Annotated in this window: 21 protein-coding genes; 4 read left to right on the forward strand and 17 right to left on the reverse strand. The window is 52.1% G+C overall.

The window, feature by feature from the left end; genetic code table 11:
• Positions 1-66: 66 nt before the first annotated feature.
• On the reverse strand, positions 67-1380 hold the full coding sequence (locus tag MKY74_RS32435) for an ABC transporter substrate-binding protein (RefSeq protein ID WP_084204095.1): 1314 nt from the start codon (positions 1378-1380) through the stop codon (positions 67-69).
• 134 nt (positions 1381-1514) lie between these two features.
• Entirely contained in the window at positions 1515-2441 is a 927-nt protein-coding gene (locus MKY74_RS32440; RefSeq protein ID WP_076173907.1) for a helix-turn-helix transcriptional regulator, read from the reverse strand.
• 96 nt (positions 2442-2537) lie between these two features.
• Between MKY74_RS32440 and MKY74_RS32445 the strand changes: the two genes are divergently transcribed.
• The gene (locus MKY74_RS32445) at positions 2538-3734 is read left to right on the forward strand and encodes an acyltransferase family protein (RefSeq protein WP_076173908.1); all 1197 of its coding nucleotides are present in this window, start codon (positions 2538-2540) and stop codon (positions 3732-3734) included.
• A gap of 184 nt (positions 3735-3918) precedes the next feature.
• Here the strand turns inward: MKY74_RS32445 and MKY74_RS32450 are convergent, their stop codons facing one another.
• The 5 genes from MKY74_RS32450 to MKY74_RS32470 form a co-directional block, all read right to left on the reverse strand.
• The gene (locus MKY74_RS32450) at positions 3919-4764 is read right to left on the reverse strand and encodes a hypothetical protein (protein WP_076173909.1); all 846 of its coding nucleotides are present in this window, start codon (positions 4762-4764) and stop codon (positions 3919-3921) included.
• A complete protein-coding gene (locus MKY74_RS32455; protein ID WP_076174030.1) occupies positions 4761-5843 on the reverse strand; it encodes a Gfo/Idh/MocA family protein in 1083 nt (360 codons plus the stop codon). The genes MKY74_RS32450 and MKY74_RS32455 overlap by 4 nt, the downstream gene beginning before the upstream one ends.
• Positions 5844-6059: 216 nt before the next feature.
• Positions 6060-6443: a DUF302 domain-containing protein gene (locus tag MKY74_RS32460; RefSeq protein ID WP_076173910.1), complete on the reverse strand. Its 384-nt coding sequence runs from the start codon at positions 6441-6443 to the stop codon at positions 6060-6062.
• Positions 6444-6507: 64 nt separating this feature from the next.
• Entirely contained in the window at positions 6508-6906 is a 399-nt protein-coding gene (locus MKY74_RS32465; RefSeq protein ID WP_279628499.1) for a rhodanese-like domain-containing protein, read from the reverse strand.
• Between the two features lie 5 nt (positions 6907-6911).
• The gene (locus tag MKY74_RS32470; RefSeq protein WP_076173913.1) at positions 6912-7226 is read right to left on the reverse strand and encodes a rhodanese-like domain-containing protein; all 315 of its coding nucleotides are present in this window, start codon (positions 7224-7226) and stop codon (positions 6912-6914) included.
• A gap of 424 nt (positions 7227-7650) precedes the next feature.
• Here MKY74_RS32470 and MKY74_RS32475 point away from each other — a divergent pair, with 424 nt between their 5' ends.
• Positions 7651-8496, forward strand: coding sequence for an alpha/beta fold hydrolase (locus MKY74_RS32475; RefSeq protein ID WP_076173916.1), 846 nt, complete (start codon positions 7651-7653; stop codon positions 8494-8496).
• 448 nt (positions 8497-8944) lie between these two features.
• On the opposite strand, the gene MKY74_RS32480 is transcribed toward MKY74_RS32475, so the two are convergent.
• The 6 genes from MKY74_RS32480 to MKY74_RS32505 form a co-directional block, all read right to left on the reverse strand.
• Positions 8945-9847, reverse strand: a complete 903-nt coding sequence (locus MKY74_RS32480) for an AraC family transcriptional regulator (RefSeq protein ID WP_076173918.1) — start codon at positions 9845-9847, stop codon at positions 8945-8947.
• A gap of 197 nt (positions 9848-10044) precedes the next feature.
• Complete coding sequence (locus tag MKY74_RS32485) at positions 10045-10992, reverse strand: aminoglycoside phosphotransferase family protein (protein ID WP_084204098.1); 948 nt, start codon at positions 10990-10992, stop codon at positions 10045-10047.
• A 381-nt stretch (positions 10993-11373) separates the two neighbouring features.
• Positions 11374-12594, reverse strand: a complete 1221-nt coding sequence (locus MKY74_RS32490; protein WP_076173921.1) for a multidrug effflux MFS transporter — start codon at positions 12592-12594, stop codon at positions 11374-11376.
• 199 nt (positions 12595-12793) lie between these two features.
• A complete protein-coding gene (locus MKY74_RS32495) occupies positions 12794-13168 on the reverse strand; it encodes a chromosome partitioning protein ParB (RefSeq protein ID WP_144025494.1) in 375 nt (124 codons plus the stop codon).
• Between the two features lie 73 nt (positions 13169-13241).
• Positions 13242-14162, reverse strand: a complete 921-nt coding sequence (locus MKY74_RS32500; RefSeq protein ID WP_076173925.1) for a GNAT family N-acetyltransferase — start codon at positions 14160-14162, stop codon at positions 13242-13244.
• Positions 14163-14245: 83 nt separating this feature from the next.
• Positions 14246-14590: a winged helix-turn-helix transcriptional regulator gene (locus MKY74_RS32505; protein WP_076174034.1), complete on the reverse strand. Its 345-nt coding sequence runs from the start codon at positions 14588-14590 to the stop codon at positions 14246-14248.
• 105 nt (positions 14591-14695) lie between these two features.
• On the opposite strand from MKY74_RS32505, the gene MKY74_RS32510 reads away from it, so the two are divergent.
• Both MKY74_RS32510 and MKY74_RS32515 read left to right on the forward strand, forming a co-directional pair.
• Positions 14696-15079 carry a RidA family protein gene (locus tag MKY74_RS32510; RefSeq protein ID WP_076173927.1) on the forward strand — a complete coding sequence of 128 codons (384 nt, stop codon included), beginning with the start codon at positions 14696-14698 and terminating at the stop codon, positions 15077-15079.
• 102 nt (positions 15080-15181) lie between these two features.
• On the forward strand, positions 15182-15385 hold the full coding sequence (locus MKY74_RS32515; protein WP_244169392.1) for a helix-turn-helix domain-containing protein: 204 nt from the start codon (positions 15182-15184) through the stop codon (positions 15383-15385).
• Here the strand turns inward: MKY74_RS32515 and MKY74_RS32520 are convergent.
• The 4 genes from MKY74_RS32520 to MKY74_RS32535 form a co-directional block, all read right to left on the reverse strand.
• Positions 15331-16395 carry an N-acetylglucosamine kinase gene (locus MKY74_RS32520; protein WP_076173929.1) on the reverse strand — a complete coding sequence of 355 codons (1065 nt, stop codon included), beginning with the start codon at positions 16393-16395 and terminating at the stop codon, positions 15331-15333. The two genes, MKY74_RS32515 and MKY74_RS32520, sit on opposite strands and share 55 nt — an antisense overlap.
• Positions 16392-17903, reverse strand: a complete 1512-nt coding sequence (gene argH / locus MKY74_RS32525; protein ID WP_076173931.1) for an argininosuccinate lyase — start codon at positions 17901-17903, stop codon at positions 16392-16394. Before argH ends, MKY74_RS32520 begins: the two co-directional genes overlap by 4 nt.
• A 167-nt stretch (positions 17904-18070) precedes the next feature.
• On the reverse strand, positions 18071-20647 hold the full coding sequence (locus MKY74_RS32530; protein WP_076174036.1) for an NEW3 domain-containing protein: 2577 nt from the start codon (positions 20645-20647) through the stop codon (positions 18071-18073).
• A gap of 173 nt (positions 20648-20820) precedes the next feature.
• Positions 20821-22563 carry an ABC transporter permease gene (locus MKY74_RS32535; protein ID WP_076173933.1) on the reverse strand — a complete coding sequence of 581 codons (1743 nt, stop codon included), beginning with the start codon at positions 22561-22563 and terminating at the stop codon, positions 20821-20823.
• Between the last annotated feature and the right edge of the window lie 12 nt (positions 22564-22575).

Here is a 22575-nt window from a genome sequence, read left to right on the forward strand (position 1 = left end):
TCCTCGTGATTGTTGGAATGCGGGCCCGGCCCAAAAGCGGACCGAGCCCGGATGTAAAGAACCGGATTATTTGACTAAGGGCTGGATCTTGTCCTTCACCCGTTTCAACCCCTCGTCCAAGCTGACTTCCCCGCGCAGGATCGCGTTATACTGGTTCGAGAATTCGGTCATGTACTCCGTCGAAAAGGACGTAGCCGGGAAGGAATGCAGGTTCGGGCTGGAGGAATACTGTAAAAACTCCTGGAAGCCCGGTACTTCCTTGTAAATTTCATGTGTCTGCAGCGAGGTTCGGGTCGGCAGGTTTCCGATGGCCGCGGTGAATTCCGCCATCTGCTCCGGCTCGGTCATCCATTTCAGGAACTGCCACGATTCTTCCGGATGCTTCACGCCTTTCGGGATGTAAAATACGCTGGTCGTGACGTTGCCCGGGTCCTTCAGGCTCGGGTTGCTCTCATCGTACGGAATGGGCGCAATGCCGTATTTCAGGTTCGGGGCGTACTGCTTAATGAACGTGGGCAGCCATTCGCCGTCGATCGTCATCGCGTATTTGCCTGTAAAGAATGGATTCTGCGGCGACATGTACTGCCCCAAGCCGGACGCGAAGCGATCGAGCTCCTTCGACCCGAATTGGTCCCAGATTCCTTTTCCGAATTCCACGGCCTTCTTGACCCCCGCATCGTCGGGCGTGGCCTGCTTCTTGTCCGCATCGTAATAGGATCCGCCATAAGCGTAGCTGAACGTATAGGCATCGACGCCGGGCCACAGGCCCAGCTGCTGGAGCTTGCCTCCATCCTCCTTGACGCTCAGCTTCGCAATGTACTCCTTGAGCTGGCCCATCGTCTCCGGCGGCCCGCTAAAGCCCGCCTTTTCCAGAAGCTCCTTGTTATAGAAAAGCATCGAGACGTGCATCGCGATCGGTAAAGCGTACGTTTTTCCATTCGACTGGGAAGAGCTCAGTGCAGCAGGCACGAAGTCGCCGAGGTCGACGTTGTCCTTCTTGATCAAATCGTCCAGCGGCATCATGGCCCCGCGTTCGCCCCACGGCACGACGTCCTGACCGAAGTTGGACGCGACGTCCGGCGGGTTACCTCCGGTAATCGCCGTCAGCTGCTTCTGGTAATCGCTCTGGGACAGCCCCTTTACCTGAATGTCCGGATTGGCGTCATTCCATTTCTTGATCAATTTCTCGAGGGCTTCCGCCTCCATGCCGGTCCAGCCGTACCAGAAGCTCAGCTGCACTTTTTCTTTCGGGGCATCGCCGCCCTTCGCTTCGCCGCCTTCCTGGCCACCGCTTGCCGCATCTTTGCCGCCGCAGCCCGACAGGACCGCGACCAGCAGGAAAACCATCACGAGCCCCCATGTACTCCCTTTTCGCATCATGTCTCTTCCCTCCTTAATCTTGGGGCGGCAGCGCCGCCAATGCGCGCTTGCCGCCGTCAACTACCCACATGTTATCATGTAAGCGTTTTAGTTAATTTCACTATTGTCTCTAGTAATTGGATTATCGTTAAAACTTAAAATGGCTTGCCCATCACCTGTTTTCGGAACTGGTTTGGGGAAATGCCCGTGTATTTTTTGAAAATCCGGCAAAAATACGCGAGCTCGTTGAACCCCGTGGCATAGCATACGTCCGTGATGGACATGGACGGCCGCTGCAGCAGGACGAGCGCGTTGGATATCCGTAAATCGACGAGATAGCGGTTGAAGGTCTTGCCCGTCCACTCCTTGAACAGCCGGCAAATGGTCGGCTTCGACATGTTGGATATCGCGCAGATATGCTCCAGCTTGATGTCCTCATGCGCATTCCGGTCGATGTATTCGACGACCTTGTTCATCGTGTCGCGGTACCTTTCGATCTTTTGAAACCCGGCCTTCACCAGCTCCCCGTTCACCTGGCGGATGATGATCGACAGCAGCTGCAGGAGACTGGCCTTCAGCACAATTTCAAAAAAGGGCGTCCGCTCCTCGTATTCCCCGAGCATATCCTGAAGCAGGCCGCGGATTCTGCCGTCCGTGACGCCGTCGAAGGCGATCTGCGAATGCGGCGTGCAGTCCGACTGTGAGAAATGCCTCAAATACTCGGCGTCAAAAAATCTCCGCTCTCCCGAAGGATCCGCGAAGCGCTCGTTAATGAAGGACGGCATAAATTCGCAGCCGAGGATCTCCCCCTCTGTCTCGAAAGCCTGCACGCGATGCAGCGTAAAGGGGGGAACGAGGAACAAATCGCCTTGTCGGATCCGGTACTGCCGATTGGAGATCGTGTGCACGAATTCGCCTTTGGATACGTACCAGATCTGATAATAGTCATGGAAATGGGTGGACAGGCTGACGAGGGTGTTCATCCGGTACATCTTGCAGTGCAAATTCTCCAGCATCTCGAGCTTCGAATTGAAATAGATGACTCCGGCGCGGGTCAATCGATCGATATCGAGCTTTTTCATTCGGCACGACTCCTCTCATTTGATACGGAAGTACAATCTTTCCCCTCGCGAATCGCCTAGAATGGGATTCAAAAATCGAGGGAGGCTTGCACTTGCATGAAGACTAAAATCGCTTATTTGGATGGTTTAAGAGGACTGGCGGCCTGCGTCGTCGTGGTGTCCCATTTTTTTCAGGTCTTCGCGCCGTCTGTCTTCGAAGGAAAACCGGAGATCGCCCACTTTCCCTTTGAAGGTCTGGCCGCGCGAACGCCGATGAACCTGATGTTCAACGGCAACTTCTCGGTTTGCGTCTTTTTCGTGCTGAGCGGATACGTGCTGAGCTGGCGCTATTTTCTCACGAAGGACAAGATGCATATTTATGCGTCCGCGCTGCGCAGGTTTTTCCGGCTCGCCATTCCGGCTTCGCTGTCCGTTTGCCTCGCTTTCGCGGTTATGCGGCTGGGCTTGGGATTTTATGACGACATCCGCCAAACTACCCAATCGTCGATGCCCGATCCATTCACGGCCAGCCCCCGTGTACTCGACATGATCCGGGAGGCGCTGTACCACACCTTCTTCACTTATGGATCCGCTTACAATCCTGTGTTATGGACCATGACCTACGAGCTGCTGGGTTCCTTCCTCATCTTCGGGTTTCTGTTGACCCTCGGCCGCTTCAGGCTGCGGATCATCGGTTACGCCGCTCTTGCGGTGCTCCTTGCCGATTCCTATTACCTCGGGTTTGTGCTCGGCATGGCACTCAGCGACTTGACGTACAGCGGCCGCAACCGGCTGACCGCCGTTCTTCCGCCCTGGAGCGCTCCCCTGTTTCTGGGGGCCGGACTGTATCTCGGCTCTTTCCCTTACGTGGGAACCCAGAACACTATTTACTCCATCCTGGTATGGAAAGGCTCGTCCACCTTTTCGTTCTTCGTGTTCTCCCATACGCTTGGCGCTTGCCTGACTTTAACGGCCCTGCTCATCTCGCCCCGCCTCAAGTCGCTGTTCGGCCGGCAGCCCTTCCTCTACCTCGGCACGATATCCTTCTCTTTATACCTGGTTCACTTCACCATCATTTGCTCGCTGGGTTCCTATCTGTTCTATCAGTTCCACCTCCTGTTCTCTTACGGCCTTAGCACAGTCCTCACCGTTATCCTAACAACTCCTTTTATCTTTGCATTAGCCCATCTTTTCTGCCGTTTCGTCGATGCTCCCACGCTGGCAACGCTTAGTCCGTGGAGCAGGCGGGTCATGGATCGACTGGTTCGCAAAAAGTCCGGCGGCATGCCGGTTGAAAAATCGAAGGGGATATAGCACATGTTCAACGAACCAATCCATCCGAATGCAAAAAAATCTCCGGAGACTCGTTTCCAGCGCCATCGTGCGCTAGGGCGAGTCTCCACAGATTGAATACTGCGCCCTATATGAATGTTCAGGCGCAACAAAGCAGCCATTCCCGTTCTCCGCGAAAATGGCTGCTTTGTTCTGTTCCTGCCGCTTACCAGCTCTCCGGCAGATCGATCCAGCGATACGGCTGCTTGGCGGCGATCCTGCCGTTTTCGATGATCGACATAATGGCGACCGTCTCGGCAGGCGGCACGCTTACCTGTCCGTTCTCGAAAAACGCCACCAGATCCCGAATGAAGCGCTGAAAATAATCCGAAACCGGCTGCACGACGCGGCAGGTACCGGAATCATAGTTGACGGCCATCATGAACGGACAGCCCGGACCCGGCTGCTGGATCGTGGCCTGCCGGCCGCCCGCGAACTCGATCAGCAGTGCCGGCGCAGCCTCCGTGCCGATGAACATGATGCGCTTCGCGTCTGTACCCATAAGCGCGACAACCGGCTCGATCTGGTGGATCGAGTAGTTCTCGAACGAGCCCGGGCCAAGGCTCGCAATCACCCGAATCCCCGCGCGCTCAATCTCCCCGTATTCGTCGGCATAACGCAGCGCGGACGAGGAATACAGCGGCGTGCGATGCCGCCCGGCCCGCTCGAACAGGCGTAAGGCGGTTGCCCGGTCCGGGGCAAACGTCTTGTCCACGTACGTCGGTTTACCCGAGGCGAGCGGCAGCTCCGCCAGCGCCTCATGCTGCTCCGGGTTGTCAGGCGACAGTACGATCAGATAGTCGCTTTGGGCGATCACCCCTTCGATCGTGTCGCACCATGCCACGCCTTGCTTTGCGCACCATTCCCGATTGGTCATCCCATGCTCCGCGTCCTTGACCGCATACGCAAAGGCGACCTCCATCTCCCCGCGCGAAGCGTCCTTGATCCATCCGGGATATTGGTTGGCATGCCATTCGTCCAGATAATAGTCGATAAAGCCGATTTTCTTCATGCCTGTGCCACTCCAGCTTCCGTTAAGGAAATCTCACGGCTTTCTTCAGAGGATTGGTAAATGGCCTCGATCATTTGCGCAGTCAAAATCACCGTGTCAATGTGCGACGGCAGCTTTTCACCGGAATGGATGCCCGCGATAAAGCCGTCGATCTCCTCCTGGAACGCATTGGTCTTCGGATAGTTCGGCGTGCTTTCGATCAATGCGCCATGCTTCGCCGAATACAAGGTGAACTCCTGACCGTACTGAAGGCGAATGCCAGCTTTGTCGCCGAGGAAATCAATGTACGTTTCTTCCACGCCGATGTTTTGCGCCCAGGCGCCGTTGACCGAAATCGACGGGCCTTCAGTTCGAATCATCGCCGTCACGAAGTCGTCGACGTCATAGCTGCCCTCATAGTTTGGAGGACCCGCCCACATGTTCAGGTAAGCGTAATTTTGCATGTCTTTGCCCAGCTTGGAGTACGCCTGCCCCGTCACCGTCTTCGGCCGTGGATCGCCCGCGCAGTACATGACGATATCCAGATAATGAACGCCCCAGTCGATCAGCGCCCCGCCGCCGGCGACCGCCTTGGTCGTAAAATCACCGCCGAGCCCGGGAATGGATCGATGCGCGCGGAAGCTTACGACGACGTGGTACAGCTCGCCAAGCTCGCCGCTTTCGATCATCTGCTTGATGATGTTGACGCCTTTATTGAAGCGGTTGACGACACCGATGTTCAGCGTCATACCGGTTTCGTGCTGCACCTTCTGCATCTCCAGCGCCTCCCAGTACGTCCGCGCCGCCGGCTTTTCGCACAGCACATGCTTGCCAGCACGCATGCAGTCGATCGCGATTTGAGCATGAACGTTGTTCGGCGTGCAGATTGATACCGCCACCACGTCCGGGTCCTCCAAAATGACCTGATAATCCTCCACCGCCGTGCCGCAACCGTACTGCTCGACGGCTTTCTCAGCCCGCTCCTTGCGAATGTCGCAGAAATACTTGATCCCGGCATCCTTGCTCGCCATGTACGCCGGGATGTGCGCATTGTTGGCAATGGTCCCGCAGCCGATCACGGCTACAATCGTTTTTGACATAACCTGTTCCCTCCGATGGTCCTGAACCCGGTTAGGCAGATCCGGATTGCAGAGAATAGTTTGACCGATATACGATTCATAAAAAAATGCCATCAGCCTTCTCAGCTGACAGCATTTCATTTGTCTATCGTTCACGGCCAACTTACCGACATGTTATCATGTAAGTGGTTTAGTTGATTTTACTATCGTATGGGAAAATAGGATTATCGTATCCGTTTATATACTCTTATCCACACATGCCGTCAGGCGCTTTTCGATATCCGATGCAATGCTCATCAAGGCGTCATTCTCTGCCAACCCGATCAATGCCGTTGGTTTCGGCATGCCGATCTTGGTTGTTCCGTTCTCCACGTACACAGCCAGCTTGCACGGCAGGAAATATCCGACCAATGCATCTTCAGACAATACCCGTTTAGCTTCAACCGGATTACAAACCTCCAGGATCTCATACGGCATATTGAACTCAACACCCTTTTCGTGAAGCTTCGCCTTCATGTCCAACCGCCAAAGGACGCCGAACTTTTCCGCCTTCAGGTTTTCCGTCAGAGCTTCAATCGCTTGTTCAATCGTTTTGGTCGTTTCAACCGTGTAATGAAACATCGCATGTCAGCCTCCCGTTTTTATCTCACCATTAGGTTAACTTAACCAAACATAAACATGGATATTACTTACGCGACAGTTTTCCGTTCCAGGCACCCAGACCGCCCTGTAGATGCGCCAGTTCCTTGTGCCCGTTTTTGAGCAGCATCTTCGCCGCGCTTTTACTGCGCATACCGCTTCGGCAGTAGAGGAGCACCGGTTGATCCTTCGGGATTTCTGTGAGCAATCCGGGCAGTTGGGACAGTGGCATGTTTTGCGCCCCGGCAATAAATCCTCCCTTAAATTCACCCGGTTCACGGACATCGATCAGCAGGGGTTTACCCGGCTTTTTCATTTCATCACTAAACTCCTGTGCGTTCAGGCTCCGGAGTCCCTTAACTGGTTTTAACCTCGAAAATATAAACCATCCAAACAGTGCAATGATAACGAAATTGATGATTGTTCCCGTTTGCAAAGTTTTCACATCCTTTAGCTTTCGACAACATCATTCCAGTTGTTCATGCCTCCCGTCATATTCACCACGTCGAATCCCTTTTCGTTCAGCAATTCACAGGCAAGACCGCTGCGATTGCCGCTGCGGCAAATCACGATAATCTCCTTCGACTTATCAAGCTCATGCAGACGTCCGGAAAGCTGCCCGAGCGGAATATGCTTGGCGCCTTCTAGATGACCCACAGCCCACTCCTCAGGCTCGCGAACATCCAGCATATACAACTTCTCACCACGATTGAGTCTTAATGCTACTTCCTGCGGTGTCGTTGCTTTGGGAAATTTGAATGCCATGCTGTTTCACTCCTTATTGATGTTATACATATACCCCTATGGGTATATTAATTGTGATTTTCCCCTTTGTCAACTTTGGTAAGTCCCTATGAAGGAATTACCAGTGCTTAGATAGCTAAATCAAGACCAGCTCATCAACTGAGCTGGCCTTTTTAAGGGGAACCACGCCACCTTCAATCACTGCAATGCTTAGTGGTAATCTGGACAAGACAACAAAAAAAGCCCGGGATCGTCGTCCTCGGGGCTTATAACATTCATTTCTTTAGTATGTTCTGTTTATCATTATTGGATCAGTAAGTTCAGTTTGGAGATGACCTCCGGAAGTGTTATCAAGTCCTATACCTATGACCAATTCATCCCTTAGCCTTGAATTCATATTCAGTTCATAAAGCTGCCTTATGATCTTCCTATAAGGAGAGATGAAATGAGTATGATAAAGACGGATATGTTAACTGTGCCTGGAGCAAGTATCCACTATGAGGTGCGCGGGGCAGGGCCTGTACTTCTGATGATCCACGGGGGTTGCGGTGATGCCGATGTATTTCTGGAGGTGGCGGACCATCTCGCCGATCAGTACACAGTCGTCACTTACGAACGCCGGGGCCACTCCCGCAGCAAGCTCACCAATCCAGCTGAAAATTACCGGATCGAGACGCACAGTGACGATGCTCACCGCCTCTTGGCCGCTTTAACCGATGAGCCGGCATACGTTTTCGGAAGCAGTTCCGGGGCTGTCATTGGACTTGATCTGACGATGCGCTATCCCGGACAAGTGCGTGTGTTGATTCCGCATGAACCGCCTTTGCTGGATCTTTTACACGGCGATGAACGATTACAGGCCAAGACGATTATGGAGGACCTAATCGCAGATCACCGCAAGTTAGGTTTATTTCCGGCTTTTATCAAGTTCACTTCAGCCATTGGACTTCGAGATGATGACGGTCCCAGCCCTTCTTCGCCACCGAGCGATGAGCAAAGGGAACGCATGATTGCAAACATGGAATACTTCATGGCGAAGGAAGCTCCGGGCGTGCTTGGATATGCTTTCAAGCTGGAGCAGCTCCAAACTGCGCTATCTCATTCTACGGCACAGGTCTGCCCCGCTGTAGGCAGCACCTCCAGACGTTATTTTCCCGCACGCTCCGCCGAAGGATTGGCAGAACGTTTGGAGGTAGACATTGCCGAGTTCCCGGAAAATCACATCGGCTACCAAGTGCAGCCAAAACCGTTTGCCGAGCGGCTGAAAGACGTTTTGAGTTCACTAAGATAGTGTACGAGAACTTATTGTAAAGCCCGCCCTCTACCGCCACTACGCCAGAAAAGCCAAGAAGGTGATGTTGACCTTCTTGGCTTTTTCCCATATCTCATAAAAACAGATGAATGTCAGTGACAATAACATTGTTAGCTGCGCAGACGTTGGACTAACTGAATAGCTATTTTAAGAGCCAGTTAACAGCCTCTAGTACATTTTCAGCTACAAAATCTGGAGCAGCTTGTTAAACGGTATCGGCGGCCGATATTTTGAAAACTGCAACGAGGTCGGATCTCGTGTTGGAGAGACTCCGTCGGGGCTCGCCTCTTACGCAATGAATCCCGACGCGGCTGAGGAATTGTGGAATGTGTCTATGAAATGGATTAATAGCTAATGAGTCACTAGCCTATTTCATACAAAAAGACCCCTTTACGAGGGGTCTTACGTTACGTTATTACATAATCGGCTATGCCTTTTTTACCGGCCGCAGCACAGCATAACCATATCCCTCTGGGTAATGCCGTTGGTAGTCCTGTTTGATCCCTTCATCCCATTCGTAGCCCATACCTGTGGGGTCGAAGTTCCACGCCACTTCTTCAACGGTGCTCATCACATCGCCATTATCCTTCAAATAATCGAAAGGCGGGTGAAAAAAGACCAAATACTCCGATTCCGGAATTTCCCTGCACTCCATCCCTTCCGGAATAGGCCCCTCGTACTCCAGTGAAACAGGGATTCCATATAGGTACCCCTTTTGACCATTTTGGTAAAACCATCCCGCCGTCTGCCCCAGTTGTCCAGGGAGGGTGTGATTGGACATGCTCTCCAGCGTGCCACAGATCTCGTCACAAGAATGTCCCCTTTCCCAGAATTCCCCAAAGTTTGCTGCGGAAAGGTCCCAAATCCCGATAAATTTGTGCGCCGGAATGAACTCAACTTTGATCTCCGCTGGTTGCAAATGCACCTTGCTCATCTTATCCCGCTCCTTGATCAAATAATGGTAAGGCGAGAATACCTCCTGACGAATAGCCAGCTTAATAGGGCGGGGAGCTTTTTGGTAGGCTGCGGGGGTGAGCTGAAAAGCTTTGTTGAACGCACGCGTGAACGCCTCTTGGGATGAGAACCCGTACTTTAAAGCAATATCCAGAACCCGCTGGTCCGTGTCACGGAGCTCCAAGGCGGCTCGACTGATTCTTCGAGTCCAGACGTAATCCCGTAATGTTGTCCCGGTCAATTGGTTGAACTGCCTGGAACAATAATAAGGGGAATAGCCTAACTGCTCTGACATCTTCAATAAAGACGAACTCTCCGTTATATTGGCTTCGATCCAATCCACCATAAGCTGGACCATCTCGTTCCATTCGTACATGGAAGTCCTCCCTCCTTTCCCTTCGATCATAGCACCGGCGATCTTCGTATATTTGATTCGAGTTGCACAATAAAAGCCTGGCGTTCCTTGTGATAAGGTTCTCCGCGCTGTCTGTAACGGCAAGTTTTAAGGCCATCCTTTTTCGGGATGGCCCTTTCTTAAAACTATTTGATACTACTCTTGGTCAAATTACCCAGTCAAACATTAACTTGATACTGACTGTACCACTTAGGCACAGTTAACTCAAAGTTGTTATGGTCATCCATTACTTGGTGGATCTTCATCAACATTGAATCTAACTCATCCGGTTTTACCTTCAAGATCCATACGACGGATGAGATCAAAGTCATGGCTAGATAGAGTGAATAAAGTTTCCAGAACTCATCATCAGGTTCATTGTAATTATTGTATCCCTGGATTTGACCGACTGAAAAAGGTACACTAACTTCTGCACTAAAAATACCCACTTTCACAAACTCATGAATTGGATCTCCCCAGTCGTACCTGTTGAAATCAATGATACCTGAAAGCTTCCCGTCCTTAACGATAAGATTTCCAATATGGTAATCATCATGTTGGAAAATATTAGGCCTACCCTTCATTAAGTACAGTTTGTCATCAATAAAGGATAACAACTTCTTCTCGTTATTTATTGCAACTCCGCATTTGGTATACTCCATTCGATATCGATGATGCTTGGCGGCCATTCTTTCATCCCAAGACTTAATGTTATCAGGACAGATAACCTGATGAATCTTCTTTAATTCGAAGCCTGATTGAATACCAATGTTGAATTGCTCTTCTTTCGTTAAAAATGGTAGCTCTTCTGATGCTTCATTTCCCTCAATGAATGAGACGATCATGTAACCTAGTTCTTGTTCAGGTAGGACCCCAATTTCAATAGGTCTAGAGCATTTCACATCATGCTTTTCCATCATCTTCAGTCTGCTAAATTCCAATTTCTTGTTTTCAACCTGATCTATGTTGTAGGTTCTTAATATGTATTGGGGGTGGCCATTGCTATCATGTACGATGTATTTACCATCACTTGAGTATCCCTTGTGAATTTGTTCAAGCTTTGTACTGTTTCTTAGTAGAGGAATGGAGTTGCGAAATCGTTCATACTGATTCATGGAATCACTCATGCTTAACCCTTCTTTCTCTAATTTATCTAACCGTATCAAGTTCAAAATCAGATATATATCGTATTCGTGACCTAATGCCAAGCCCCTTGTTCGAGGGGTCATTTTCATTTTCAGGAGGGATATACAAATGAGGATCATAAAGACACATCAAGACTTCCAATTCCTGTGTCGAGCCGGGGCACTCACAGAGGCACTCCTTGATCAGATCGAGGACTATTTTCTGCAATTAAGGAATGAGCTAGAAGACGATGCGGATAAGGTTCTCCGCGGTTGGTCTTAAAGTACAAATACAGCAGCCGGCTAATGGCCGGCTGCTGTTGGTTGTTTGTGAGCTATTGTTCTCGTTTAACTTAGCTTTACTTCCTCAATCCGATCTAAAAATCAGGCTCGGATTTGCGCCTGTTGAGATGCACGCGGAGCTTTTCTGACCAGTCCGAAATAAGCGAGCATGGCTGCCGTGCTCGTCGCTAAAATAATCAGGCCTAGTGGAACGGCGGTATTTTCACCGGCAATCCCAACCATAGGAGCAACCACCGCACCTAACAGAAAAGGGATGACCCCCAGGAGTGCGGCAGCACTGCCCGCCATATTGGCCTGTCTCTCCATGGCAAGAGGAAATGCCGCAGTGGATGTAATGCCTATGGAGCAAACAAAGAAAAACAGCGGGATGACCAACGCGAACAGCGGACCATGGAATACAGCGACCACTAGAACGACGATGCTTGCCGATAAGGCTACCCATAGGCCAAACAGCAGAAAAGCCTGTTCAGATATGCGATGCGCCATCCGCCCGACCAATTGCGAGCCTATAATCAAGCTGATGCCATTTGATCCGAATAGCAAGGCGAAAACAGCCGGTGTGACGCCATAAATATTTTGATAAATAAAAGGTGTTCCTGAAACATAAGCAAAGACACCCGCGATCATAATCCCCTGTGCCAGCATGTAGCCGACGAACTGACGGTCACGCAAGAGCATTCCGTAGCTGCGCAGCTGGTTCGCGAAGTTGGGTTTCTCGCGTCTTTCCGTTGGGAGCGTCTCTTTCAAGCGCCATTTTGTCATCGCCCACAAGTAAATCCCCAGCAGAGACAGCGCGATAAACACACCAATCCACGTTGTGAACGAAAGAATACCGCTGCCTGCAATCGGTGCAGCAAGTGGACCCAAATTACCGACAAGCAGCAGCAAAGAGAAAAATTTAGTAAGTTCGTGGCCGCTGTACAGATCGCGGGCTATGGCTCGCGAGATGACGATTCCCGCGGAAGCGGAAAACCCCTGGGCGAATCGGAACAGGATCAGCAAGCCAATATTGGGTGCGAATGCGCAAGCCAACGAGGAGATGATATACACGGCCATGGAGATCAGCAGCGGATTCCGCCGGCCATACACATCGCTTAGCGAGCCCATAACGAGCTGACCTATGCCCAATCCAAGCAAACAAGCCGTCAGGCTAAACTGGACGAGTGAAGCGCTCGTATTGAAATTATGTGCGATTTCAGGAAATGCCGGTAAATACATATCAATCGTAAACGGGCCTAACGTCGAAAATAAACCCAGCAGCAAAGCCAGGCCGAAAACATTCCCTGCATTATTTTTGCTCATTATGAATTGAATCTCCAATTCTAGTATGGTTTCTATTTTCTAAGATCATTTTCAGACATGCCGATGAGGCAGCTCACATCTTTTTCTCCAGTCTCCTTTCCTAGTCTTCGTTAGATCTTCTGCGCTTCTTTTCATGTTTAGTTGAAGTATAAGGCCTAGAGTTAACTGTAGGTCAAGGATTTTCGCTTATAGAATTTCTTCATTGAATCACGTCCGCCTCCGGCAATGTAATATACACGGCGTCAATTTCACTTTTTTCATCCATTAATGCTTTTGCAATTCGATGTCCCCCATCAATTAATTGTCCGTCTGAACATAATAATATGGGGTACTCCATGTTGGCGTTGATAATCCGCTGACAATGAAGCGCAACATTGCGTATCGTTGGAATGGGTGTCTTCCTGCTATCTTTAAACCAACAATCCTGATCCAGTTCCTTTATTGAATCAATCTTGATTGTATGAACGGGTAAGTTCTTAGATAACTCCCATAGTTTCTCTACGTCCCAGAAATGATGCCTTCCGTCAATCATCCTTCCATGAATATGCTTCATTCGTGAAAGTAGCTCTTCCACAACAATCACCTCAGTTTTTCATATTAATCGATGGCATAGCGTCCTCCACTCCTTGACCGTGATGGATAATCTGCTACGGTGAGAAGATCGCTGCATAATGAATTCTTTGATATTCCTCCTGAAAACCAAATTTTGTATAGAGCCCTTTAGCCGCATCGTTGCTACTGTCTACGCTTAACCGGACATCAACTGCACCTGAATCCTGAAGCCTCTGCAGTATTTCGGATAACATTGCTTCCCCAATACCCCGTCTATGCCATTTACGCTTTACTGCAAGGGTCGGTATTCTGGCGTGCATTCCTCGAAGTGTAGCGCAAAGGAGGCCAACCGCTGTCCCCGTTTCATTTTCACATAGCATATACAGGTTTTGCGAAAAACCAGTTCCCTGAAATTCGTGAATGACACTCTCAACCGTTTTGTTACCACCGAATGCATCGTTATAAATCTCTGCCCAAATTGGAGCATCTTCTAGCGTAGGGGGACGGAATTCAAATTCTGATGGAGGGCTCGAAACTTTGATGTGGTTTAGGTCATTTAAGCACAAAATACCCAGGCTGTTTTGAGCCTGCATGCCAAAATTGGCACCAAGAGCGGTTTCTCCAGAAATACTCGTGAGTGCACGGTGAATAAAGTGAATTGGTTTGACCTCTTGTCGTGCGATTGCTTCCAGCCGTGTAAAAATAAACTTGAACATTGCCGTACCAATGCCTCGCCTGCGCCAATCCACGTCCACCGTCCCGTAACAATACACGGAAATGTGTGTAGTCCGTTCAACGAAACATAAAGAAAAATAACCGGCGGTTGTCTGTCCAAGCTCAACAACGAACGTGTTATCCCGAATTCGTTCCCCGGGTTCATCTAAATCCTGCTCAAACGCTTCGGCCGTTAGCCCGTTCAACATATGAAATGGGTCACGATTGGTCATGGTTACAATGTTTGCTGTATCTGACCGTTCATGCAGGCGAATTACCAAGTCATCATCCGAAAATTTCATTCCTATTTTGCCTCCAATGATATTAGCGATTTATAACAATGCTGCTGGCGTTGAACTAACGTTTCCCGTTAATTGAAAGCCGCTCATGTCTTCGGTTGGTTTTTGACTCCCCACTCGCATAACCCTTCCAAAACGGGTAAAAGTGTCTCCGCTTTCTCTGTAAGACTGTACTCGACTTTTGGAGGAACTTGAGGATACTCTTTCCGTGTCACCATCCCATCCGCTTCCAATTCTTTCAGTTGTGAACTCAATGTTTTAAAAGTAATCGCCCCGATCTGTCTCTTCAGATCATTAAAGCGAACCGTTTGATTTTCCGCCAGGAGGTAGATAATCACCATTTTCCATTTGCCGCCAATCACGGATAATGTGTATCCAAAAGGTGTATCCTGTACATTTTTAACTTTGCCTTTATACTCAGCCATGCTCATATTTGCACTACCCTTTCTGATAGTACCTATCAATAAAGTGCGTACTATATTTTTATTTTTTCTCATCTTATACTTACCTTACTTTGAAGTAAAGGAGAGAAAAAAATGACTACAGTGAAAACCTACAATCACGATCTTTGGGATCATGGCATCACCCAGGGCTATAGCGTCAACGGCACGATTTACATTTCGGGGCAATTTTCCCACGATACAGAGGGAGCGTTTGTTGGCGAGGGAGATATCGAGGCACAGACCCGGCAGACGCTGGAAAATCTGGATCGAGTACTGGCGGAATTTGGTGTCACGAAATCGAACCTAGCTTATGTAGAGATCTATCTAACAAAAGCGCAAGAGCACTTCGAGCATTGCATTCAACTGTTCAAGGAATACATCGGACAACACAGGCCAGCCGGCAGCTGCATCGGCGTAACATATCTGGCGTCTCCCGAGCAGCTGATCGAAATCAGAGCCGTCGCACACACGGACTAACTCGGCTAACGTAGTTGGCCGGACTGCAAGGGCGCAGCATTTACGAAAAAAGACTGAACGCTCTATTCCGGGCTTCAGTCTTTTATTGATGATCGACAAAGTATTGATTGCAGTAAGCGGAGCGTCGGTGAACTAGAGAACGGAGAAAAAGCGCCTTCTATGCTAACAGTCACTGCATTAGCAAAGGCGCTTCAAGCTAAGCCATTGGTTTTTATTAAAGGGTATGGGACAAGATGGTCCTCGGCAGTCTACTACGAAACACTCCCCTTCCCCAGCAGCCGCATCCCCTGCGCAATCACCCCATAAATCGGCTCCTTCTTTGCCTCGTCCACGTTGGCCAGAGGCGAGATGGAACGGATTCGTTCCGCTAATCGGCTTCGCACAAGCGGAATATTCTGCAGCACGCCTCCCTGCAAAATCAGGGCAAATGGCTCTTCCGCTGCAGCCAATCCGATTCTATCGATCACGGCCCGGGCCCCTAGAAACAACTCGTCGGCAGCAGCCTCGAGAATCATGCGTGCAGACGCGTCTCCCTCCTGCTCCGCTTCACTCACGAGCTTGCTGAGCCCGGCTGTTTTCTCCACGCTGTATGCCGCGGAGTAGGCCCAGTTGAACAGTTCCTCTTCCGTGCGCAGCTTCAGATGATGCAGCAGCTTACCCGTTAACGCCGTGGGGCCGCTCCTTCCGTCATATCCACGCAGTGCGGCGATGATGGCCTGCTTACCGATCCAATAACCGCTGCCTTCATCGCCAACACGGTGGCCCCAGCCGCCGGCACGAGCGCTTTCACCGCTCGCGTTAATCCCGTACACGATTGATCCGGTGCCGGCGATGACCAGAATGCCGGGGGCACCGCCTGTTGCACCGAGTAGAGCGGCCACGCCGTCATTCTCCACGATGATGCGGTCGGCCTGCACCTGCGTGTTTCGAAGCGCTTCATGGACAAGTTCCTCAATTACTTGACGGTCATAGTCAGTATCCAGGCCGGCGAGGCCAAACACCGCGCAGGCAACATGCAGCGGTGATTCTACTGTTACGGCAGGTGAAGGATCTGCAGCCTCCGAAGAGATAGGAGCAGCATCCCCGTCAAACACAGACCGCGTATTCCCTTGAATATCCAGATCCGCCAGCTGCCTCTTTGCTTCCTCGATCGCACGCATAAGCTCAAGCGCCGCGGCTTCGCGCCCTACTCCCTGGTAGTTGCATGATCCCGCACGCCCGCTCGCCAGTACCCGGCCCTCGACATCCGCAAGCACGGCCAAGCACTTCGTCCCCCCGCCGTCTACGGCCAGCAGAGGAATGGTTGCCATGTTCATCGGCTGCCGCTCCAGCCGGCCAGGATGTCATCCAGGTTCTTCAAGGCTCCTTCCGCCTGTTTGCGGGCTGCGTCCAGCCATTGCTCCTGAGTCTGCTGGGCTCCTTTCCGCTTCGTGATCACGCTTTGAATTTCTGAAGGAGCCGGTCCGCCGGGGAGCGTACGGATATTCACAAAATGAACCGGATCCAGCGCCATTCGCAGCTGCTCCTCCGTCAGCGAGAGCTTGCGGCCGATGACTTCCAGTGCGATCTCATTGACCAGATCCAGCGTAATCTGGTTAGCAGCAAGTCCATCGGCGACGGCACGCTTCACGAGACGGCTTACGATATGATGGGAGCTGCGGAACGACAAACGGTCGGAGCGCACCAGCGTATCTGCAAGCTCGGTCACGGTGGCAAAGCTGCCCTCGGTCCGCTTCCGCAGCACTTCCTTATTAACGTCCACAGTTCCGATGACGCAGGAGAGCAGACGATACATCCGTTCCAGCACCTTCAGCGCCTTCCAGGCATAAGGCTGCATGTCGTCCTCGGTATCGACGATATCGCCGAATGGCGTGTTGTGCATCATGGTCAGCACGGTCTGGGTATTGCCGACGCAGCTGGAGAGCAGCGCACGCATATGCTCGAACGATACCGGATTTCTTTTCTGCGGCATGATCGAGCTGATCTGCACGTAAGGATCGGCCACGCGCAGCATGCCGAATTCCTGTGTGCACCACAGCAGGAAGTCCTGCGACGACCTGCCCAGGTTAATCGCGGCCAGCTGCACGGCCGTCATCATCTCGCCGACGTAATCGGCACCGCCGATGGCGTCGTAAGAGTTATAGATCAGCTCGTCGAAGCCCAGCAGATCCTTCACCCGCTCCCTGCTGATGGCGAAGCCGGATGTGGTCAGTGCTGCCGCCCCCATGCTGCTTCGGTTGCAGTTGGCATAAGCTGCCTGCAGCCGGCGGATGTCGCGATCCAGAGAGTCAGCCATCGCCAAAATATAGTGGGCCAACGTCGTCGGCTGCGCCTGCTGTGTATGCGTATACCCGATCATGATCGTGCCCTTATGCTCCTCTGCAAACGAAAGCAGCTGACTCTTGAGTGCAAGGGCTCCGCGAAGCGTTACGAGCAGCTTCTCCCGCAGCACGATCCGGTAAATCGCGATGCCCATATCGTTACGGCTGCGGGCGAGATGCAAATTGTCGGCAATGTCTCCGGCCGCTGCATGCAGCTCATGCTCAACCTGAAAAAACAGGTCCTCGAACTGTCCCGTATATTCCGCTTGGCGCAGCCCCTCCAGGTCAAGGCCGTGAATGGCCGACGCGATTTGGAGAGCTTCTTCCCCGCTTACGAGTCCTTGCTCCTTCAGCATGATCAAATGCGCTTTGTTGATCGCCATCATCGCCCCGAGCAAGCTGTTCTTCGCTTCATCGAAAGCAGGCTCGAGCACGGCTTCCGTATAGGTACGCCCCGGAAAATGTCCGCCTTCCCGTTCCAAAATCTGTTCCCGATTCCTCATGTTGCCCCAGTCCCCTCCATAGTTTGTGTTTTTGTGTTTATGTACGTAAGCCAAAGTCTTTATCCGTTTGAAAATCCAGGGTCCGGCGCGAAGTCTATCGCTCCGCGCCATTCCCTTTCAAGCTTAATCCTTCAACGATTCATCCTATATTCCGGTCCGATCCTCCATTACTTCTGGGGAGTGGTTCCGGTGGAAACCGTTCCATCCTGCTTCAGGCTGATCATGTTCACGAACATGCGAATCGAGCCTGGAACAAGGCTTGGCATTTCGCGGTACCAGACAATGGAGCTGTACGTGTAATTCCCTTTCCCATAAGGGGCTGTGAGGAACGTGCCCGTAAACTCTTTCTCACCCGGGTCGCCGTTCGAGATCAGCTCCGTGTACTCCTTGCCCCATTCGGACGGGTTGTAGGCGGAGCGGTCCTGGATCCAGTTCTCCCAGTCGGCCGATGTAATTTTATTCGGCGTGTTAAAGATCGGATGATCCGGCGCAAGCATCGTCACCTTGGAGTTTTCGTCCGTGACGCGCCATTCGATCAGCGGCGCGCCAATCTTGATCGGATACGGAGCGAGGTCCGGCGACCATTTGTCTTCCGGTTTGTGATATTGGACAACCAGGTTGCCGCCATTTTTGGCGTAATCGAGCAGACGCTGATTGCTAGGAATCAGTTCCGGCCGGAACGCATAGGCCCGAATGCCGAGCACAATCGTATCGTACTGCGACAGATCGCCGAACTGAATCGTTTTGGCATCCAGATTCGTCACATTGATGCCCACCTGGCGCAGCACCTGATCAATGTTATCAAACCCGCTGGACACATAGCCGACCTTCAATCCCTCCGACACCTTCAGATCGAACGCTTGAATGGCCAGGTTGGCCGGCTTAACGTAATAGGTTTTGCCGATATGCGGATACTGGATGACCTGTACCGTTCTGCTGCTGTCCTGCGTTCCATCGCTCGATACAGCCGATAAGCTGTAGCTTCCCGCCTTCACGCCCTCCGGCGCCTTGACGGTAAATTCAGCCGTCTTGGTTTCGTATTTCGCCGCGAAGCTCAATTCCTGCACCGCAGGCTCCACTGTCCAGCCCTCCGGCGTTTTCAGCGAAACTTTCGTTTTCTCCGCGCCTGGCGCATAATTCGTCGCGGTCACCTTGACCGATACGGCGTCTTCCGGTTTCAGCGTGTTCAGAACTGCCGCTTCCGGACTTAGGGACAGCGCAACCGGCGGCAGCACGGCTACCGCATTATCCGGAACCGCATGCAGCGTTGCCGCTGTTCCAAACGCCTCATACCCGATATCGGCGGAAATCAGCGGAAGCGCATAAGGATTGAAGTCCTCCACCTGTTTCGGCACGGTGACCTCAAATTCCGTTTGGACCGTCTTGTTTTTGTCCAGCTTGGCGAAGGTCGCCGCTCCTGACGCTTTCGCATTCCAGCCTTCGGGAACATTCAGCTTCAGGCTGACCTTGCCGACATTCACGTCTCCGCCGTTAAAGGCCGTCACCGTCACCTTCGTCGTTTGCCCCGGAATAAGCTCTCCGGTCTCCGGCTTCACCTTGACGACGACGGAAGTCGCCTCCTGACTGGCTTTATTGAGCTGTCTTTCCTTCACGTCCAAGCGGTGCAGCAGATCATTTTTCGCCGATGAATCTAAAGATGATGACTTCACAAGCTCCACGGCGGTTTGAACGTCCGCTTTCATTTCGTGAACTTCGCGGGCGACTTCCGCAAAAGCGGGATAAGCCGCAATGACTTCGCTCGCGTCCTTTTGCAGCGTGTTCAGCTGCTTGGCGACTTTGTTGTCTTTTCCTTTGGCGTCTATTTCTTTGGCCAGATCGTCAAACGTAAAGGCGATTCCGCCGAACAACGACGCTGCCGGCTTTTCGTCCTTTTTTCCGTCCGCCGACGCCTGCAGTGTGTAATAGGCTGTTCCTTGGCCTTCGTCCACTTGCCGGCCCATACCCTGGCTCTTATGCATATAGCGGGATTCTTCTCCGAGCTGGGCATAGGAAGCGCCGTACAGCTCATTATATTCGTTGACCGGCAAAGAGACATCGTATGCCTTCTCCGTTCCTGGTACATAGAGCTTCTTCGGCTGCCAAGGCTGCAGCCCTTCCTTTAGCTGCTCCGGGAACACCTGCGGGTTGCCCGCATCCTTGAAGGCACGTACGGTCAGCACGTTGATCGCGCGATGATGCCCGTGCGTCGAAGGCTCGTTCAGGAACGCCGGAATCAACACATCCGGACGTTTCTCCCGGATTTGGCGGATCAGCCGTTCATAAGCGACATCTTCCCCCCATTTTTCCAACGTTTCGTCCGGGCTTTTGGAGAATCCGAAGTCATAGATCGGATCGTCCAGCTTCTGGCTCAGGTTCGCCAGCGTCACATTCGTAATCTTCGATGCTTCCTGCAGCTCCCGTGTGCGGATGATTCCGAGGGCGTTGCCCAGCTCGCTGCCGATTTCGTTCTGCCCGCCTTCCCCGCGGTTGGCGATGACACTGTATGTATCCACGCCGAGTCCGAGCGAAAGATACGCGAGTGTCGCACTGTGCTCATCATCCGGGTGAGCCCCCGTATTCATCGCGCTGGCAATGGTGGTGAGGGGTTTGATGGCTTTCCATAAATCGACCCCCCCCCTGTCAGCAGATGCCTTACCAGGACCGGCCTGAAAAGCAATCGTACCTGCCATCACCAGGCTCATCGATGCCGCCATCCATTGTTTCGCCCTGCGTTTCTTACTCAGTTCACGTTGACTCAAGTTACTTCTCCTCCTTCAAGCGTGAGTGTTGGCCTGCATCGGCACATGCCGCTGCCTGCCTGTATCATTATCGCAATCGGCTCGCCTTTTATCGGACAGGTCGCCGCGTAATGAAAAAAGGTATTCTTTTACCGCTTCAGGTTCAGGAAAATGGATCGTCAAATCGCGGAGCCGGCATTGCCGCCGGTCAGCCTCCGGGAAACGTAAAGCACGAGAATAATCATGACGATTTGCAGCACGCCGTACGCGCAGGCGGTTCCGAATTCAAAGGCGTACATCCGCTGAAAAATCTCGACCGAGATTGGCGTCGTCTTGTTGGTATACAGCAGAATCGAGGCGACAAACTCGCCGATGCCTTCCACAAGCGCCAGCAGCGTGCCCGCCAGGATGCCGCTCAGCGCCATCGGAAACACGACGCGGCGGAAGGTGTACCACCAGGACGCTCCCAAATTTCGCGCCGCTTCCTCTACCGAGCGGTCGGTTTGCATCAGCGTGGACGAGGTCGAGCGGAAGATCAGCGGCAGATGCCGGACGAAATAAGCCAGCGGCAAAATCCAGAAGCTGCCGATCAGCACCTGTCCAAAGGAAAACGCATTGGGCTCGCTGAACGCCGTTATGAGGTTCACGGCCACGACCGTGCCCGGAAGCGCCCAAGGCAGCATGATCAGAATGTCGAGCAGCGTCTTCCCTTTAAAGTTCATGCGCACGATGGCATAGGCGGCTGCGACGCCGAACAGCAGGTTGCCGATCGTCGCCGCGATGCTGATTTTGAAGCTGTTGGCGATGGGACGCCATGTTTTGCTGTCGGTGAAGAGATCCTTGAAATGGTCCAGCGTATAAGACGGCGGCAGCATTTGGGTCGTCCACTTCCCGTCTTCGGAAAAAGCAAGCAGCACGATCACGAGGATCGGCAGCATCAGCACGAGCACCCCGAGAAAAGACAGCACCATCGCGGTGTTTCTGCCCGCTTTGCTTTTCACTTCGGTCCGGTGAACGCTGACACCTTTGCTCATGTTCTGGTAGTTCCGCGCGCCTTGGTACCACCGCATCAGAATGAGAAACAGAATGGACACGACGGACAGCAGCGTCGATTGCGTCGAAGCCATATCCAAGTCGCCGTTGGTACGGGACAGATAAATCTGCATCGTCATCGTCCGTTCAATGCCGAAGATCAGCGGCGCGGTGTACGACGCCATCGAGATCATAAAAACCAGCAGCGATGCCGCAACGATAGCCGGCGTCAGCATGGGCAGAATCACCCGCCGCCAGATGGTGAACCGGTTCGCCCCTAGATTCGATGCAGCCTCCTCAAGCGACGGATCAAGACCCTTGATCGCCGAAGACGCCGTCATATAGAAATAGGTGTACATCGTAAACGTATGGACCACCAGCACGCCCCAAATCCCTTTCAGCGTAAAAGGCGGCTTGTCCAGATGAAGCAGATGCTGCAGCCCCCGCGGAATAATCCCGCTGGAACCGTACAAAAATTCAAAAGATAACACCCCGATCAATGGCGGCAGAGCCATCGGCACGAGGACAAGCACCGACAAGAGCTTGCGGCCGGGGAACTCGTACCTTTCGAGCAGGAATGCCATGGCCACCCCCACAATGCCGCAGGTGATCACGCTGAGTACCGAAATGTATACACTCGTCCACAGGGCCTCCAGATTCGCCGTATGTTCCAGACTGAAGAAACGCGAGTAGTTTTGGAGCGAAAAGCCGCCGTCCAACTGCAAACTCTGCCGGAACGTCTGGAAGAACGGATAGATGACATATGCCAGTAGGATAAGAAATAACGGCGCAATCAGCACATATACAAAATGCGGCGATCTCGTCAGCGAATTCCATCGACTGCTTGAGCGAATAGGCGGCGGTGCCAATTGAGGCTGAGGTTTGTTCATCGCTTCGGGTCA

The organism is Paenibacillus sp. FSL R5-0378 (assembly GCF_038009285.1).
In the GTDB taxonomy this organism is placed as follows: domain Bacteria; phylum Bacillota; class Bacilli; order Paenibacillales; family Paenibacillaceae; genus Paenibacillus_AQ; species Paenibacillus_AQ favisporus.